The 15,091-nt window shown below is 52.5% G+C and carries 18 protein-coding genes; 15 read left to right on the plus strand and 3 right to left on the minus strand.

Translation table 11 applies throughout. The features are described from left to right. Positions 1-6: 6 nt before the first annotated feature. The 3 genes from GC087_RS17385 (at position 7) to GC087_RS17395 (ending at position 4,225) form a co-directional block, all read left to right on the plus strand. Positions 7-921, plus strand: coding sequence for a DNA cytosine methyltransferase (locus GC087_RS17385; protein WP_324028868.1), 915 nt, complete (start codon positions 7-9; stop codon positions 919-921). Beyond that, a complete protein-coding gene (locus GC087_RS17390; RefSeq protein WP_324028870.1) occupies positions 918-3,308 on the plus strand; it encodes a replication endonuclease in 2,391 nt (796 codons plus the stop codon). The genes GC087_RS17385 and GC087_RS17390 overlap by 4 nt, the downstream gene beginning before the upstream one ends. A gap of 95 nt (positions 3,309-3,403) precedes the next feature. Then, positions 3,404-4,225, plus strand: a complete 822-nt coding sequence (locus tag GC087_RS17395; protein WP_324028872.1) for a DUF4225 domain-containing protein — start codon at positions 3,404-3,406, stop codon at positions 4,223-4,225. On the opposite strand, the gene GC087_RS17400 is transcribed toward GC087_RS17395, so the two are convergent. After that, entirely contained in the window at positions 4,222-4,536 is a 315-nt protein-coding gene (locus GC087_RS17400) for a hypothetical protein (RefSeq protein ID WP_324028873.1), read from the minus strand. The two genes, GC087_RS17395 and GC087_RS17400, sit on opposite strands and share 4 nt — an antisense overlap. 275 nt (positions 4,537-4,811) lie before the next feature. On the opposite strand from GC087_RS17400, the gene GC087_RS17405 reads away from it, so the two are divergent. From GC087_RS17405 to GC087_RS17420, 4 genes are read left to right on the plus strand one after another with little or no spacing between them, the layout of a single operon-like run. Continuing rightward, on the plus strand, positions 4,812-5,087 hold the full coding sequence (locus tag GC087_RS17405; RefSeq protein ID WP_324028875.1) for a type II toxin-antitoxin system HicA family toxin: 276 nt from the start codon (positions 4,812-4,814) through the stop codon (positions 5,085-5,087). Then, on the plus strand, positions 5,084-5,443 hold the full coding sequence (locus tag GC087_RS17410; RefSeq protein ID WP_324028877.1) for a type II toxin-antitoxin system HicB family antitoxin: 360 nt from the start codon (positions 5,084-5,086) through the stop codon (positions 5,441-5,443). Before GC087_RS17405 ends, GC087_RS17410 begins: the two co-directional genes overlap by 4 nt. 17 nt (positions 5,444-5,460) lie before the next feature. Then, positions 5,461-6,363, plus strand: coding sequence for an endonuclease/exonuclease/phosphatase family protein (locus GC087_RS17415; protein WP_324028878.1), 903 nt, complete (start codon positions 5,461-5,463; stop codon positions 6,361-6,363). 3 nt (positions 6,364-6,366) lie between these two features. After that, complete coding sequence (locus GC087_RS17420) at positions 6,367-6,819, plus strand: hypothetical protein (protein ID WP_324028880.1); 453 nt, start codon at positions 6,367-6,369, stop codon at positions 6,817-6,819. Between the two features lie 397 nt (positions 6,820-7,216). Here GC087_RS17420 and GC087_RS17425 read toward each other — a convergent pair whose 3' ends face one another. Together GC087_RS17425 and GC087_RS17430 are read right to left on the minus strand one after the other, a co-directional pair. Beyond that, complete coding sequence (locus tag GC087_RS17425; protein ID WP_324028881.1) at positions 7,217-8,275, minus strand: phage portal protein; 1,059 nt, start codon at positions 8,273-8,275, stop codon at positions 7,217-7,219. Then, a complete protein-coding gene (locus tag GC087_RS17430) occupies positions 8,275-10,005 on the minus strand; it encodes a terminase large subunit domain-containing protein (RefSeq protein WP_324028883.1) in 1,731 nt (576 codons plus the stop codon). The genes GC087_RS17425 and GC087_RS17430 overlap by 1 nt, the downstream gene beginning before the upstream one ends. A gap of 159 nt (positions 10,006-10,164) precedes the next feature. On the opposite strand from GC087_RS17430, the gene GC087_RS17435 reads away from it, so the two are divergent. From GC087_RS17435 to GC087_RS17470, 8 genes are all read left to right on the plus strand, one after another. Further along, complete coding sequence (locus GC087_RS17435) at positions 10,165-11,001, plus strand: GPO family capsid scaffolding protein (RefSeq protein WP_324028884.1); 837 nt, start codon at positions 10,165-10,167, stop codon at positions 10,999-11,001. A gap of 23 nt (positions 11,002-11,024) precedes the next feature. Continuing rightward, entirely contained in the window at positions 11,025-12,074 is a 1,050-nt protein-coding gene (locus GC087_RS17440; RefSeq protein ID WP_324028885.1) for a phage major capsid protein, P2 family, read from the plus strand. 45 nt (positions 12,075-12,119) lie between these two features. Then, positions 12,120-12,977: a phage terminase small subunit gene (gpM, locus tag GC087_RS17445; RefSeq protein WP_324028887.1), complete on the plus strand. Its 858-nt coding sequence runs from the start codon at positions 12,120-12,122 to the stop codon at positions 12,975-12,977. 98 nt (positions 12,978-13,075) lie between these two features. After that, positions 13,076-13,600, plus strand: a complete 525-nt coding sequence (locus tag GC087_RS17450) for a head completion/stabilization protein (RefSeq protein ID WP_324028889.1) — start codon at positions 13,076-13,078, stop codon at positions 13,598-13,600. Then, positions 13,600-13,800 (plus strand): tail protein X, encoded by a 201-nt coding sequence (locus GC087_RS17455; protein ID WP_324028891.1) that lies wholly within the window; start codon positions 13,600-13,602, stop codon positions 13,798-13,800. The genes GC087_RS17450 and GC087_RS17455 overlap by 1 nt, the downstream gene beginning before the upstream one ends. Continuing rightward, on the plus strand, positions 13,791-14,093 hold the full coding sequence (locus tag GC087_RS17460) for a phage tail protein (protein ID WP_324028893.1): 303 nt from the start codon (positions 13,791-13,793) through the stop codon (positions 14,091-14,093). Before GC087_RS17455 ends, GC087_RS17460 begins: the two co-directional genes overlap by 10 nt. Next, positions 14,077-14,622, plus strand: a complete 546-nt coding sequence (locus tag GC087_RS17465) for a lysozyme (RefSeq protein ID WP_064352816.1) — start codon at positions 14,077-14,079, stop codon at positions 14,620-14,622. Before GC087_RS17460 ends, GC087_RS17465 begins: the two co-directional genes overlap by 17 nt. Beyond that, complete coding sequence (locus tag GC087_RS17470; RefSeq protein WP_064352817.1) at positions 14,619-15,056, plus strand: DUF2570 family protein; 438 nt, start codon at positions 14,619-14,621, stop codon at positions 15,054-15,056. The genes GC087_RS17465 and GC087_RS17470 overlap by 4 nt, the downstream gene beginning before the upstream one ends. Positions 15,057-15,091: the final 35 nt, after the last annotated feature.

The raw sequence follows: 15,091 nt of genomic DNA on the forward strand, positions 1-15,091 counted from the left end.
CCCTCTATGGCCGCCTACTACAACGAAATCGATCCCTTCGCCGCGCACTACCTTCGCAACCTCATTGATGCCGGGCTTATCGCTTCCGGCGTTGTTGATTCCCGTTCTGTTGAGGATGTAACCCCAAATGACCTTAAAGGATTCTCACAAGTCCACCTGTTCGCAGGTTTTGGAGGCTGGCCCCGCGCCTTGCGCGTCGCCGGATGGCCGGACGATCGCCCCGTATGGACAGCAAGTTGCCCATGCCAACCTTTCAGCCAGGCAGGCGAAGGAAAGCAATTTGATGATGAGCGGCACTTATGGCCCGCCGTTCATTGGCTTGCAGGCCAGCAACGCCCTGTCGTTATATTTGGCGAACAGTCTTCAAGCAAAGATGCAGATGTCTGGATCGACCTTGTACAAACTGACATGGAAAGTTTGGGCTATGCCTTCGGGGCGTCGGCGTTTCCTTCTGCGGGCGTCGGTGCGCCGCACATCCGGGAGCGTACTTACTGGCTGGCCGACTCCAACCGCGAGCAATACGAAGAACGCTTATCAAGATGCCGAGAAGGTGATCGCCAGGAAGCTGGCTGGTCGGCAGTCGAACTTACAGGACTTTGCTTGTCTTGCGGGCTGGCCCACCCCTGCGGCGAGGGATGGAAAGGGCGGGTATCAGGGGGGAAGGATGCGGCACGGGAAGCTGTCAACGGATACGCTGGATGTGACAGCGCAGATAGCAGGCCCGGCCCGGTTAACAGCTTCTGGGGATCTGCTGACTGGCTCTTTTGCAGAGATGGAAAGTGGAGGCCAGTTAAACCCGGCCTTAAGCCTCTGGTTAATGGGGTTCCCTCCAGAGTGGGAAAATTACGCGCCAGCGGAAACGCCGTAAATATCTATGCAGCAGCAACCTTCTTAAAAGCCTACATGGATATCGTGCAATGACCACGGCACCCCGTGGCCGTCGCGCCCCTTCTCCACCTCCACCGTATCCGGGTAGCACTGACAATGCTATCCCTTACGCTTATGGCGGGAACAAACCATACCAGCCGATTAGCGTTGATGTAGCGCCGGGGCTGGATGGTTTCGACTATCTCACACCGGACGGCACGCGGAAGCATATTGCGTTCAGTGAACTGGTAGCGGAAGAAGAAAAGCCGGAGCGCAGCAAGCTGATGCGCCGCCGTCTGGCTTCTCTTCCGCGGTATATCCGCCGCCACTTTGCCGCGAAGCTGGATGCACTGGACGCGAAAGACCGTAAAGCGGCAGATCACTGGCTGGTTAATACCTTTGAGCGCCACGTATTAACGCGTATTGATAGCGTTAACAGTGTTTACCAGCCTGACACTATAATGCCCGGCATTCTGCTGCCAGTCCGCGAACAGCTTTTCCGTATGCTTTGGGCAGGGAAGAAAGAGTTAAAAAGACTGGCTTATACGCTTGCCGATATCTTTACGAGCGAGTTTATACGCGAGTCCGATCACCAGTTGGCGCGCACGGGCGATCCTGAGTTCGCGGCGCTTTCTGGCTATGGTCGCATTGCGTCGCTGGCGGTGCATCTGAAAACGCCTATCCCCGGTTGGACAGCGTATTGCAATGAAGAACTAGAAGCGGAGGACGCGTTACGCGCGGTTCTTCGTCTTGAGTCACCGCAGTGGTGGTTAAACCGCCTGCGCCGTATCCATGCCCGTTGGCGTGAGCATTTGATGATCGCAGCGGGATACGTCCAGAAAAAATCTTCCCCATACAGTAGCGCCCCGTGCCTTACGGAATGGCTTGCCCAGAAAAAGGCTAACCGCGAATACCTCAAGGCTATGGAACTGGAAGACCAGGACACGGGCGAGCGCATTTCACTGATCGACAAAGTTACTGGAAGTGTTGCCAATCCGGCCAACCGCCGCCGCGAACTCATGACGAGAATGCGCGGATTTGAAGATTTGGCGAAGCTGGAAGGGCTGGCCGGTGACTTCTACACGCTGACAGCGCCTTCCCGCTATCACGCTATGCAGCATAACGGGCGCCGTAATAACAAATACTGTGGCGCGTCGCCGCGTGAAACACAGCAATATCTTTGCAAAGTCTGGGCGAGAACCCGCGCCGCATGGAAGAGAAAAGGGATACGCGTCTTTGGTTTCCGCGTGGTCGAACCGCACCACGATGCAACGCCACACTGGCATTTACTTCTTTTTATGCGCCCGGAATGCGTCGAGCAGGCGCGCGAAATCTTCCGTAAATATGCCCTGAAAGAAGACGGCAACGAACCGGGAGCGCAGGAAAACCGCTTTCAGGTTGTACCGATCGACGATGCCCACGGCAGCGCAACCGGCTATATAGCGAAATACATTTCGAAGAATATCGACGGCTTCGCGCTGGATGGTGAGAAGGACGACGAAACCGGGGAAGACCTGAAAGAAATGTCACTACGCGTTAGCGCGTGGGCATCGCGCTGGGCTATTCGCCAGTTTCAGCAGATCGGCGGTGCGCCGGTCACGGTATATCGCGAACTTCGCCGCCTAGGCGATCGCGAACTGGTGTTACACCCTGAACTGGAAACCGCCCGGCAGGCCGCTAACAGTGGCGAATGGGATAACTACGTATTAGCCCAGGGTGGCCCGTTGGTTGAGCGCGATAAGCTGCACATCCGTCTGAATTATGAAACCACTGAAAACGGCAACGCATACGGCGATAACGTCCAGCGAATCACTGGTATTTACTGCCCGATTACGGGCAATGACTCTTTGATCTTCACCCGCACCACTCAATACAAAATCTTGCCGAAGCGCCAGAGCGCTGACGGTTTGGCCGTTGACGTTGGTTTTTCAGGCGGCAGCGCCGCCCCTCGGAGTTCTGTCAATAACTGTACGCGGGATCCCGCAACAGGTGTTGACAGTGTTGAACATGCCGCCCGCGAAGGTGCAGGACAGTCGGAAATGACTGTGCAAACTGAGGGTGTGACGGTGAATTTTGATGCGCTTTCCCGACAGGAAAAGCGTGAACTGGCGCAGCGGCTCAGTAAAGAACTGCTGAGTAAGCGTAAAAAACCGCCACCGCGACGGGAAGAAAGGGATGGGCTGTCCATTAAAGAGCAGCAGATCAGTGAACTCCTGGCGCTGCGAGGGGTTGATGTCAGCGTCGAAATAGTCAGATCGATGATGGGCGGTGCGTCACTGGCGTGCGGTGATCTTGTTATAACAGTGCAGGACGGGCGGCTGATATCGCGCAACCGCGTCGCGTCGGGAATAGATAAGCTGCCATCGCAAATAATGGCGACTAAGATTAAGACAAGCGACCTCGTGAACAGGATGAAGGCTGCATTTTCTGGGAAACGCTAGGGGGCACTTTAGGCCTACATCGCTTCAATTTCTCATTTTACAGATAGAGCTGATTGAGTAATATCGGTTCATTACACCTACAAAGGATTTGTGAAATGGATGAAGTACTGCTCTCTATGATGCGCTCCAATGGTCGCAATAAGGCCTGGGCAGAAACGATGGTAAATCTTGAAGCCCGCAAGCTGATTGAAACAGCAAACCGTTTAGGAAGCTTCCACATACAAGATGGGCTTACCCGACTGAAGTTTGTGGAGGAAATAAGACATGTTATTGAAAATCAGTTCATGATTGCCAGGCGGGCAAAGACCGATGAAGAATGCATTATCTGCGTAAAGAATCTTCGTGAAGAGACAGATAATCTGATTGAGCAAGACAGGTTACTGAAAGCAAAGGCTGCGCAGCTATACGCGAAGGTCGAATTTGTCAGGCAGAATAACAAAATTGTCGGTTACACACTGTCTGCTGTTCATGTTGTCATATCGGGCATTGCTCTTTTTACTGGCTTCATGATGATATCAACGATGACGCCTGTTGGTATGCTCGCTGGGGCTGTGCTCGTCACTGACGGGTTTAACGGAGTATCACAGGAAGTTATCAATAATTTCTCTCCTGCTGGCAGTGCTCATTCAGAAGGGATTTTTGGTGACGCCGCTATGGAAGGTGCTCAGTTCCTGGGTTTCAAGCCTGAGAAGGGACTCGCTCTCTATAATGCAGTCACACTTACAGCCAGTGTTTATAGCGTTTTTGGTGTAGCGAGAAAGGCCGGTGCGTGGCGTCTTTTCAGGTCGATGCCGACAGATTTTTACCGCAAAGTTGACAGTATGAGCAGGCCAAAACTCACAATGAAGATTGTAGGCTATGGTCTGAAAGCAAAAGTAGTTTTTGACCTGCTGACAATGGATAATTCATCACACTAATGCCGGTTTGCCCGCCAGTAGCGCCATGACTTGTAGCAGAGCACGGGGGGCTGGCCGATCATCATAACTGCAATGCCGAACAGAAATGCTACGCCACCTGCAATAATTTTTATTCCGGTACTAAACAGCAACAGCAATAAAAAAACGACTGTGCACGCGGCGATGATCCATGTGAGAGTGCGGAATCGCCTTGCCAGATCAAGGATTGCCTGTTCCAGTGTACCGCCATATTTTTCGACAGTTTTTTTTACCGTCTGTAGCTCTAAAGAACTGAAGCCAGAACGTAATAACCTCTCTTCACTTACTAACATAGCCTTAATCCCTGACTTGTTTGAACCATGTAGGTGGCAGATATAGCAGAATTTTTGCTATCAATTGACCTTATCAATTTGGACAGCTATTTCACGCAATTTTTATGTAAATATGATACTGAGCGTTTCTCACGTTCAGGTGAAACGTGGAATATCTGCTTTGTATCACATGTTGGGCAACCAATGTAAGGCCTCTAGCTGAATGACTTCATAGTTTGACTTCATAACCGATGCGCGAGATAATGACTTCATAGAGTGACTTCGTGGGGCAAGGAATGAAAGAGCAGGTTTCGTCACTACGGAAGAAGCAAAAAAGCACGCTTGAGCAGATATTTAAAACGCCAGTTCAGTCTGGCATCAAGTGGGCTGATATCGAGTCACTGATTAAGGCATTGGGAGGGGAAGTCAAAGAGGGGCGCGGTTCCCGCTGCAAGTTTATCCTCAACGGCAGCATCGCTAACTTTCATCGTCCTCACCCTTCACCAGATACGGATAAAGGCGCAGTAGTTAATCTGCGCGAATGGCTTGAGAGCACAGGAGTTAAGCTATGACTAAGCACTTGAAACCTAATACTATTATTATTTCCGGACAACCTGCTGTTATAAATTTTGTGCCTGAACTAAATGCGTTTCGCGGTAAGTTTCTGGGGCTAACTGGATATTGTGATTTTGTCTCGGATAGTATCCAGGGACTGAAACAGGAGGGAGAAATCTCATTGCACGAATATGTTGAGGATTGTAAAAATGCGGGAGTTGAGCCTTTTTCTCCGCAGGAAAGAGTCAAAACATTTACTCTACGCTATCCAGAGTCATTTGGGGAGCGTCTGAACCAAGCCGCCGCAGAAAATGAAACCTCAGTTAATAGTTTTATTATTGAAACACTGAACGAACGCATAAAGCATGTATAATTTATTCTGAGGTGCTAATGGATGATTTAATTTCTGTCGCATGGTGGAATACGGGATTATCACCAGCAGTTAATAGAGACAGAGCCTCTGATGGAAGTTTTGAGTTGGCAGTATTAATTATTGCAAAAATGATTTCTGATTATAACTTAGATATCATATGCCTCGGAGAAATTTCACCTAAAGAAATAGAAAAATTAAAATCCTGCTTCTATGAAATAGGTTACTCTGTATATGATGGTACATACAATGAAGGGAGAATAAAGCACGATCTATGTGCATTGATTAAAACTGAGAAATTTATACTCATCTCAACAAAAAGCATCACAGAGCAATCTTTGCTTGGTTCAATAAGGGCAGGTCAAGAGTTGCACTTAATGCATGTTAATAGCCAAGACAGTTTTTTTCTATATATATCACATTGGCCCAGTAGAAATTATGATAATGCTGAAGGTATGCCGCAACGAAATGATTTAGGGAAGTCCCTTAGACAGGCTATCGACCGCTGCAAAGAAGAAATGAACGGTGAATATTTTATACTTGTTGGTGATTATAACGATGAACCTTTCAATTATTCATTAACGCATGCTCTATATGCCACAAGAGATATAGGCATCGTTTTAAAAGATATAGGCTTTTTTTATAATCCTTTCTGGCGTCATCTGGGTGCTAAAGTAAGTTATTCAAATGATGAAAATCAGAGCAAAACTTACGGGACATATTATTATAAGTCAGGGAAAGTTACAAAGTGGCACACTTTTGATCAGATTATGTTTTCCTCTTCATTTTTAAAAGGTGGTAAATGGTCATTGTTGGAAGATACTGTAAGAATCGTCAACGATGATAATATTTCTAACTTAATACTAAATGGTGAAAATAAGTTTGATCATCTTCCTGTTGTAGCATCTGTCAAGAGGGTATAAGTAATGGATTTTAAAAAATCACTAATTGTTGGTCTTGATGCAGCCAAAGCTGCAAGAAAAAACAAAGAGGAAATTCAAAAGCTAATTGAAGATTTAAACCATCAAATACAAGAGTTCAGCAATGGATTAGTTTCTCTGGAGGTAACCAATGAGCAAAAGGTTAATAAAAACGTTAATCCCTTAGCGACCGGTTTAGTAGCATTAGTGGGCATCAATTCCTCAATTAAATATAATGCCCTATCATTAAAATTAAATAAAGGGATGAATAGGAAAGAAGTAATTGCCGAATGGAAAATTAATGAGAGTGACGGTTATCCTTGTGTGATTTCTTATAACGGTAAAGATGTTAACTGTCGAAGCAAAGAAACTCTTGAAAGGGCTTTGAATGATCTTTTGTCTAATGCTTCAACTGGCGAGCGAATGCTACAGCTTATCGATGAGGCACAGCCGGAATAATTACGCACAATAGTGCACAATTTTGCACAATTTTTTTGATGCTGTTTATGCCCTTTCCGCCCTGTGATGGCGCGCTCTCGCTCAGGATCAGCAAATGCACAAAAAATGAAGCAAACGTTGCGCGCAGGTGACGGGGGAACAGCCCACGCGACGGAGGGTCGGGAGGTGATGACTTTAGTTGGCATTCTTCGGCCTATTTCCCCTTCTCAGCCCCATTTCTTACTTCTGGGTGCGTGTGGGGTCGATTGCAATTTGCGCCCGCCAGAATGGCGCTCATGCGCTCTGAGTGAGGGGCATTTAATGTCGTGCCAAGTGGTGCCCAGGTGGTGGCCGGTCATGCTGGGATTGAAAATTACTGAAGGAGAACCGCCGCAGGATGTGCGGCGGGTGGAGCGGCTTACTCGTCTTTGAGCAGAGCGTAGGGATTAAAGCGGATCACTTCCTGGCCGAGCCAGTCATTGACGCCCTTCATTGCTTCCATCACGGGTAACATTTCGTTGATGGCGAAGACGCGCGCGGCCTTCTCAACATCACCAAGCGAGCCGTTGCCTTCGGGCATTGCGCCCATCAGCTGCGGTGGGATGCGGTGAGCGTCGCGCAAATCGTTGCGCGTGGCTGATTTGATGTTAAGAAACTCATCCTTTGCCGATATCTGGCTGAACGGCAACAGCTGCACGCCGTCTTTGCCGCCGCCCGGCGCGTGGATCAGCACGTTTTTGAAGGAGCCTTTCCCTCTGGCCTGTGACAGCGTCTTTTGCACCACCTTTATGCTTTCCTGATCCACCTTCTCCGAACCGACATAGAGAATACATCCGGCATGGGAGCCGTTGTCGTAATAGAGTTTGCGGAACTTATCAGCGGAATGTGACAGGCTGGCGGACAGAAGCGCCCCCATGTATTCCGGCATACCGTAGATTTCCTGATGAATGTCCGGGTTCATGATGTGGCAGACCTGACCAGGCTTAAACTCGTATTCATCTTTCCACTGCCGGATAAACCAGTAGGTATCAAGGTCGCTACCCCTTCGCGTGTTCAGCGCCGGAACATGCTTAAGTTTTAGTGGCTCTCCCAGGCGATTAGACCGGCGCTCAAGATAGGCATTGCCGAAGACAAACCAGTCCAGTGCAAATGCAGAGAAGGCCTGACGTGACAGTAAGGGGTGAGGGATATAGCACCCGGTCAGCACATTGCGCTTGAAGTAAAGCGCCGACTGATGCAGCGGAGATTGTGCGAACGCACGGGTTAACCCTTTCCAGTCTATTGGCGTTTCATAGTACCGGCCATTATCGACGCAGCACATGCTGTCCAGCAGATCATAGCCGTCTGTTACTGAATATGGCCCGTCAAATGTGAAGGCGCTGAGCGCCGGATCGCTTCTGAGCGCGTCAGAGATATCAGGCTGTCCGGCACTGCCTCTGCTGGCAGTGGGATTGTTTTTGTAGGTGCGCTTCTTCATCAGAACTCCATAGCAAACCCGCCGCTGCCACTCTCTTGGCCCAGCGGTTCGTTAATAATGGCGAGCATATTCGCCCAGGCTAAATCACCGTGGCTGACGCCGCGCGAGCGGTCAGTGTCATAGGTGATGAATCCGCCAGGCGTCTTTACCTTACGAACAGAGTTAAAGGCGTTGATCAGGGCGCGCTCGCTGCGGTCATATTCCCAGCGACCAGCGCGGATCAGCTGTAGCATTTTCAGCACCAGGGCACGCTTTGACGTCATTGACATGGTGTAAGGCATCGCAATCGGGAAAAACTTCTTCACTATCTGGTAAACGGCCTCACCGTTACCGCCCGTCACGTCGATGCCGACATGCTGCACGTCGTATTTGAAGGTAAAGTTTTCGATAACTTTCGCCTGCTCTTCAAACTCAAGGCCGCGCACCTGTTCCGTTTCCACCGTGCGGAATTTACCGCCTGGCACCAGTGGCGGCACCACAACGCAAATCGCGCCGCTGTCACCGTTGCCGCTGCTGCCGTTGGCGTCATAGCCGATCCAGACCGGGCGATTACCCATCGGCCTGGACGCAAAAGGCTTCCAGTCCGGCCATTCGTCGTAACCATCTGCGCCGCAGCCAATCAGGGCGTTAAGGTTGAAGGCGGACTCACCATCGCGAACGAATTCGCACATGTACAGGTTGCGGAATTCATCCTCACTGTTTTCATCCTGAATTTCTTCAAGATCGGTGTACTCCCAGCCGTGGTCTATCACGTCCTTCAGAGTGACAATCTGACGCCAGGTTTTATCCGGGCATAACAGCCCGCTGTTCAGCGTCTTCCAGCCCACATCAAACGCTTTGCGCTGTGCCTTAGGGCGTTTTTCATTCCAGCGATCGCCCGTCCAGAACGGGTAAGCCTCATGGGTCTCGCCTGACGGCGTGGAAAAGTAGGTACGCGTCAGCCCCTTCAGCGTAGCCATCGCACCTGCAACCTTTCGCAGGTTGGTGAAGTTGCTGACCCAGAAAAATTCGTCAAACTTAAGGTTGCCCGTATATGACTGCGCCGTCGCCGCAGATGTGCCGAGAAAATGCAGCTCTGCGCCGTTACTCAGTACGATTTTGTCACCGCCCTTAAGCTCAACGTCCACCTCTTCCGCCATCTTCTGAATGAATCCCCTGAACTGGTGTGCCTGACGGCGGGATGCAGACAGAAATATCTGATTGCGCTGGTACGGGTATTTCACATCATCGCGCAGCGCATCAAGGAGCGCCTCGCGTGCAAAGTACCAGGTTGCGCCAATCTGGCGTGACTTCAGTATCATGCGGTTTCGGTGGTGGCGTTGTTCATACCAGCCGCGCTGATGCCACGAAAGGGAATCAAGTATTTTCTCCCGCAGCGCGACGATCTGTTCTTCGGTGAAGTGATTTTTCAGCTTGCGCCTGCGCGGCTTTTTGCCCGTGCCGGCCCCTGCCGGTTGTCCGTCAGACAGCTTTTTCAGTTGCCGGGTAAGCAGATCAATCTCCTTGAAGTCTCCCCCGGTCTTGTCTTTCTTGTCCGTAAGCTGGATGAGGCGGGCATCCATAGACTGGCTGACGCGCTGGACGGGCGGCGTTTCATCCCATTCATCGCGTTTCTTCCAGGCGTAAATTGTGTTCTGATTAATCCCCATCAGGCGCGCGATCTCCGCTGGCGGGTAGCCCTGCCAGTAAAGTTGTTTTGCCCTCTGACGTACAAAAGCGTCCTGTATCATCGGCCCTCCACCGTTTACGGAGTGAAGATTACCCCGCGCGCGATCCCGCTATCGCCCCCTTTAGGGTCTGACCTTTCTCCTACAACAAAACCTCGTTGAGACAGCAAGTTACGCTCTGCCATCATGGCTGTACAGAAACCACTCAACAGGATTATCGACATGGCCAGCGCAGCTAAACTAGCCCGTAAGAAATTCCGCGTTGCTGTCTCCGGTGCCACCGTTGACGGGCGTGAGATTCGCCCTGAGCACCTTCGTGATGCAGCAGCAAACTACAGCCCGGACGTGTACGGCGCACGCGTCAACGTGGAGCACTACCTTTCGCCGTTTCCCGGCAGTGATTTCGGCGCGATGGGGGATGTGACGGCGCTAAGTGCGGAAGATATCAGCGAAGGCCCACTCGCCGGACGCACCGCGCTTTACGCCGAAATTGAACCTTCTGAGCGCATGAAGAAGCTGACGGAAGAAGGCAAGAAAATATACTCCAGCATTGAGCTGCAGCCGCAGTTTGCGCTTAACGGCAAGGCGTATGTCATGGGGCTGGCGATGACCGATACCCCGGCGAGCCTCGGCACCGAACGCCTGAAGTTTGCCGCGCAGCAGCGTCAGCAGGTTATGTCCTTCAACAATCAGCAGGGTGAAGCCCCGCTGTTCACCGATGCCATTGAGGCTGAAATCATCGAACTGGCTGAGCAGCGCAGCGATGAAGGTAAGCAGTGGTTAGGGCGCGTCATGGGGATCATCGGTAAAGGCCGGAAATCTGACGGCGAGCAGTTCAGCCAGGTGCGTGACGCCGTGGAGAACGTCGCCCAGTCCCATGCCGATCTGCTGGACAGCTTCAACGACCTGAGCCGCGCCCGCGAACAGGACAACCAGGCAATCCAGAGGCTGACTTCCGACCTTGCCGCGCTGACCAGCAAGCTGGGAAGCACAGACGCCAGTTTCAGCCAGCGGGCACCCGCGAGCGGTGGCGCTGACGCGCAACTGGCCGACTACTGATATTCACAAAGAGAGCAGAGAACATGGATAACACTACCCGCAAGCTGTTTGATCAGTACATCGCCCGGCAGGCACAGCTCAACGGCGTTTCCACCGCCGCTGTTGCTGCAAAATTTGCCGTAGATCCGACGCGTCAGCAGCGCCTGGAGCAGGCCGCACAGCAGGATGATTCTTTCCTGAGCAAAATTAACGTGTTTGGCGTCAACCAGCAGATCGGTCAGAAAGTCCTTATCGGCAGTAAAGGCCCGATGGCTGGCGTAAACAACAGCGTCACCAGTCGTCGCAATCCTGGCTCTAATCATTCAATGGAGCCCTTCGACTACATGTGCCGCAAGGTCAACTATGACTACGGCATCAGCTATGAACAGCTTGATGCGTGGGCGCACATGCCGGAGTTCCAGCCGCTGATCAGCAAGGCAATGGCCCGTCAGATGTCGCTTGACCGCATCATGATTGGCTTTAACGGCGTGAAGTACAGCGACCCGTCTGACCGTGCCGCTAACCCGCTGTTGCAGGACTGTGGCACTGGCTGGCTGGAAAAAATCCGTAAGGAAGCGCCGCACCGCGTCATTTCAAATGTGACGATCACATCGCGCGATGAAGATAACAAGGTTGTGGCCAAAGGCACCTACGGAAACATTGGCGCTGCGGTGTACGACGCCAAAAACACCCTGATGGATGAGTGGCACAAACGTAACCCGGATAACGTGGTGATTCTGGCGGGTGACCTGCTGACGACCAGCAATTTCTCAGCCATCAATGCCCTGAGCCAGACCAACCCGAACACCGAAATGCTGGCCGGTCAGTTGATTGTCGCGCAGGAGCGCGTAGGCAACATGCCGACCTTTATCGCACCTTACTTTCCGGCGAATGGTGTGCTGATCACGCCGTTCAAAAACCTGTCGGTGTACTACCTGCGCGGCGGTCTGCGCCGGACGATCAAAGAAGAGCCGGAATACAACCGTATCGCAACGTATCAGTCTTCAAACGATGACTTCGTCATTGAAGACTACGGCAATGTTGCGTTCATTGACGGCATTCAGTTCGCTCAGGCCGAACCGGCAGGCGAGTGACAGAAGCGGCGGGGCATTGCCCCGCCATGACGGGGAGAAGTGACGATGTTAACACCGGCACAACGACATTTTCAGAAGGTCATGGCAGAACGCCGGGGCCAGGCGGATGAAGAATCCGATATTCAGCGCACCGCGCATGAGCAAATTCTGCATCGCCTGCGCATGGACTTGTCCCGCCTCAGCGGCGTGCAGTCCGAAGAAACCAAAGCCGAAATGAAAAAATCCATGCTGCCTGAATACGAGGGATGGATTGAAGGCACGCTCGACGGCGACAGCGGGCGGCAGGATGAAGTCATTACCCGGCTGATGGTCTGGGCGATTGACTGTCGTGATTATGTGCTTGTGATGAAGCTGGGGCGTTATGTGGTGCGCCACGGTCTGACACTGCCGGATAACTTCAACCGCACGGCAGCAACATTCCTGACCGAAGAAATGAGCAAACCACTGTTGACGCTCGCGGCTGCTGATGCTGACGCTGATTTATCGTCCGGTATCGCAGTGCTTGACGAAGTGGCGGACATTGTCGCCGACAGTGATATGCCGGATGTAGTGCGCGCCAAGTTGTGCAAGGCCCGTGCGCTTGCCCGCCGTGGTGCGACTGATATCACGACCAAAGCGGAAGCGCTGGCGCTGTTCCGTGAGGCGCTGACGCGCAACCCTAACGCCGGGGTAAAAAAAGAGATCGCCACGCTTGCCCGTGAAGTTAAGAAGCTGTCTGCGGATGGCGGCACGGGTGAAGGCTACGCGGCCAGTATCGACAAAACTGACGATATTGCAGAACCTGCCCCTGAAAAGACCGCCACCGTCAGCGCAGCAGGTAAAGCGACGGCGCGTAAAACCACGACTAAGACGGCAACAGGCAAATCGACAAAGCGCAAGTCTGCCAGCCAGAAAAAGAATTAATGACTTCGGCCCCGTCCGACAGGCGGCGCGGGTGGATATCTGCCCGTTTACGGTCTTTTAACCACCCGCCCACCGCCTGATTTATGGGAGATAAGTGCATGAGCAGCCTTGTGGCAAATAAGCGCATTTTGCCTGCCGACAGTGATACCCCCGATGTTGATGATGGTGATGCCACCGTCAGCGCCGGGGACTTCTGGCCGGTGATTAAACTGGCCGATCTCCGTCTGGCCGCGCGCATTACAGGTGGTATCACCACGTCCAGGCTGATGCACGTCACCACGGAGGCGGTAGCCCATGTCACCGCGCAGTTGCTGGACTGGCGCGCCAGTCAGCTTAAAGCAGGTTTTCAGGCGCTGGAAGATGTGCCTTCAGCCCTGCCATCAGGTGAGATGGAAAAGCTGATGATCAACGGTGAAAACGTGAAGGTCTGCCGCTTCCGGCGTGCGGTTTATTCGATTGCCAGGGCGCTGGTACTTGAAGGCTATCGCGACGTCGATACCACGGCGAAAGGCGACAAAGACGCCACCGCGCTTGACCTGCAACGGGATGATCTCTGGCGGGATGCCCGCTGGAGTCTCGCTGACATTCGCGACACGCCGCGACTCTATGCGGAGCTTTGCTGATGAAAGTAAAGGCATTGCAGGGGGATACGGTGGATTTGCTTTGCTGGCGTCACTACGGCACCACGCAGGGCGTGACCGAAAAAGTGTTATCTGCCAATCCCGGACTGAGCCAGCAGGTTTTTCTTGATGCCGGTCAGGAGATTGAACTGCCGGAAATCGCGCACAAAGCGACACAGGAGAGGGTGCAGCTATGGGATTAAGTTTCTTTCAACGCCTGAATGACTGGCTGACATTCACGATGTCAGCGATGGTCACGAGTATCGGCGTCATGACACTGAGCGAAAAGATTGCGCTGGCCGGTCTTCTCGTCGGGATGGTTTTTGGTGCCCGAGGATGGCTCTATCGCGCCCGCATCGAACGGGGGCAGCAGCGTCGAAACGAACTGATTAACAAGATCCTTGAGCAGGCAGAACACAGGCAGATGAGTGAGTCAGAGCGCCGGGCGCTTGAACTTCTGCAACAGAATGAGCCGGAAGATGAAACAGCTTATTAAAAAATGCTCCATTGCGGCCATTGTTGCGCTGGGTATCACGCTGAGTCCGGGCGCGTTGCGCACAACGCCTGAAGGCCAGCAGAAGATTGCTGGCTGGGAGGACTGCCGAAATACGCCCTACTACTGCACGGCTGGCGTGCTGACGGTTGGAATTGGTTCGACGGGACGTGTTGAAAAGCGGGAGTACAGCGACAGCGAGATCGCCGGTCGCTGGATTAACGATATGCGGCACGCTGAAAACTGTATTAACCAGAATTTTGAAGGCAGGCATATGCCACAGTCCGCCTTTGAAGCCATGACGGATGCCGGTCTTAATGTGGGGTGTACTGGCCTGATGTGGTTCACGGACAGCCAGAAGCGAAAACAGCGCACGACCATCTGGAAGAAGGCGCAGGCGCATGAGTGGCAGGCGATGTGTAACCGGCTGACGGACTTTGTCAACAGCAGTGGTAAGCGCAGCCAGGGGCTGGTTAACCGGAGAACGGATTTCAAGGCATGGTGCCTGCGTGACGTGAAGGCTGAAAAGTGAAGATTACAGCCATTTTATGCGCGTTGCTGGCGCTGGCCTCTGGTGGCCTGCTCTGGCAGACACATCAACGCGGTAAAGACTCCGTTCGCAATGAAGCGCTTTCCCGCGAGCTGAAAAGTAATGGTGAGGTGCTGGATGAGCTGCGGGCACTGACTGCTGACGCCCGCGAAGTCCTTGCACAGTTGCGTGCAACCGAACAGCAAAGAAACGCCGAGGGAGAAAAGCGACGTGAAAACATGCGCGATGCCATCAAAGACGATACGTGTGCCAGTACTGTTGTGCCTGCTTCTGTCAGTAACAGCCTGCAACACCGTACCGCCGCAGCCACAAATGAAAATCGTGCACGAACCGGTGCCGGAAAGTCTGACGGCAGCAACGCCAGCGCCGCAACTGGTCGCCCCGGTAACGTGGGGCGCGATAGCTATCTGGAGTGATCGCCTGCGCGATGCGCTGGATACCTGCAACGCCG

It is taken from the genome of Pantoea sp. JZ2 (assembly GCF_035191405.1).
GTDB lineage: Bacteria > Pseudomonadota > Gammaproteobacteria > Enterobacterales > Enterobacteriaceae > Pantoea > Pantoea stewartii.